General features: G+C 45.7%; 1 protein-coding gene. It reads right to left on the bottom strand.

Annotated elements, in window-relative coordinates:
- Positions 1-488 (bottom strand): Ig-like domain-containing protein (locus IEY13_RS30260; protein ID WP_229688077.1); only part of this gene is annotated, 488 nt, incomplete at both ends.

Genomic DNA, 488 nt, shown 5'->3' with positions numbered 1-488 from the left:
ACAGTATCCACACTTACACAACCTTTGGCAGTGGTTACAGTATAGGTAATCACTGCAGAACCAGCAGCTACACCACGAACTAATCCATTACTATCTACTGTAGCTACACTTACAGCACTGCTGCTCCATACACCAGTACCACCAGTTGAGCCGTTTGTCAGCGTAACAGAACTTCCCGCACACACTTCACGTTCGCCAACACTTTTCTCCATCTCTGGTAAAGCATTTACATGCATGTGGGCAGTATCCACACTTACACAACCTTTGGCAGTGGTTACAGTATAGGTAATCACTGCGTTACCAGCAGCTACACCACGAACTAATCCATTATTATCTATTGTGGCTACAACAGTATTACTGCTGCTCCATACACCAGTTGAGCTGTTTGTCAGTGTAACCGTACTACCGGCACATACCTCACGCGCGCCAGCACTCTTCTCCATCTCTGGTAAAGCATTTACAGCTATATGAGCAGTATCAACACTTAC

This window comes from Filimonas zeae, from assembly GCF_014641615.1.
Lineage (GTDB): Bacteria > Bacteroidota > Bacteroidia > Chitinophagales > Chitinophagaceae > Filimonas > Filimonas zeae.
Note: the sequence above shows the minus strand (reverse complement) of the source record. Positions and strands in the feature narration are given on the sequence as shown.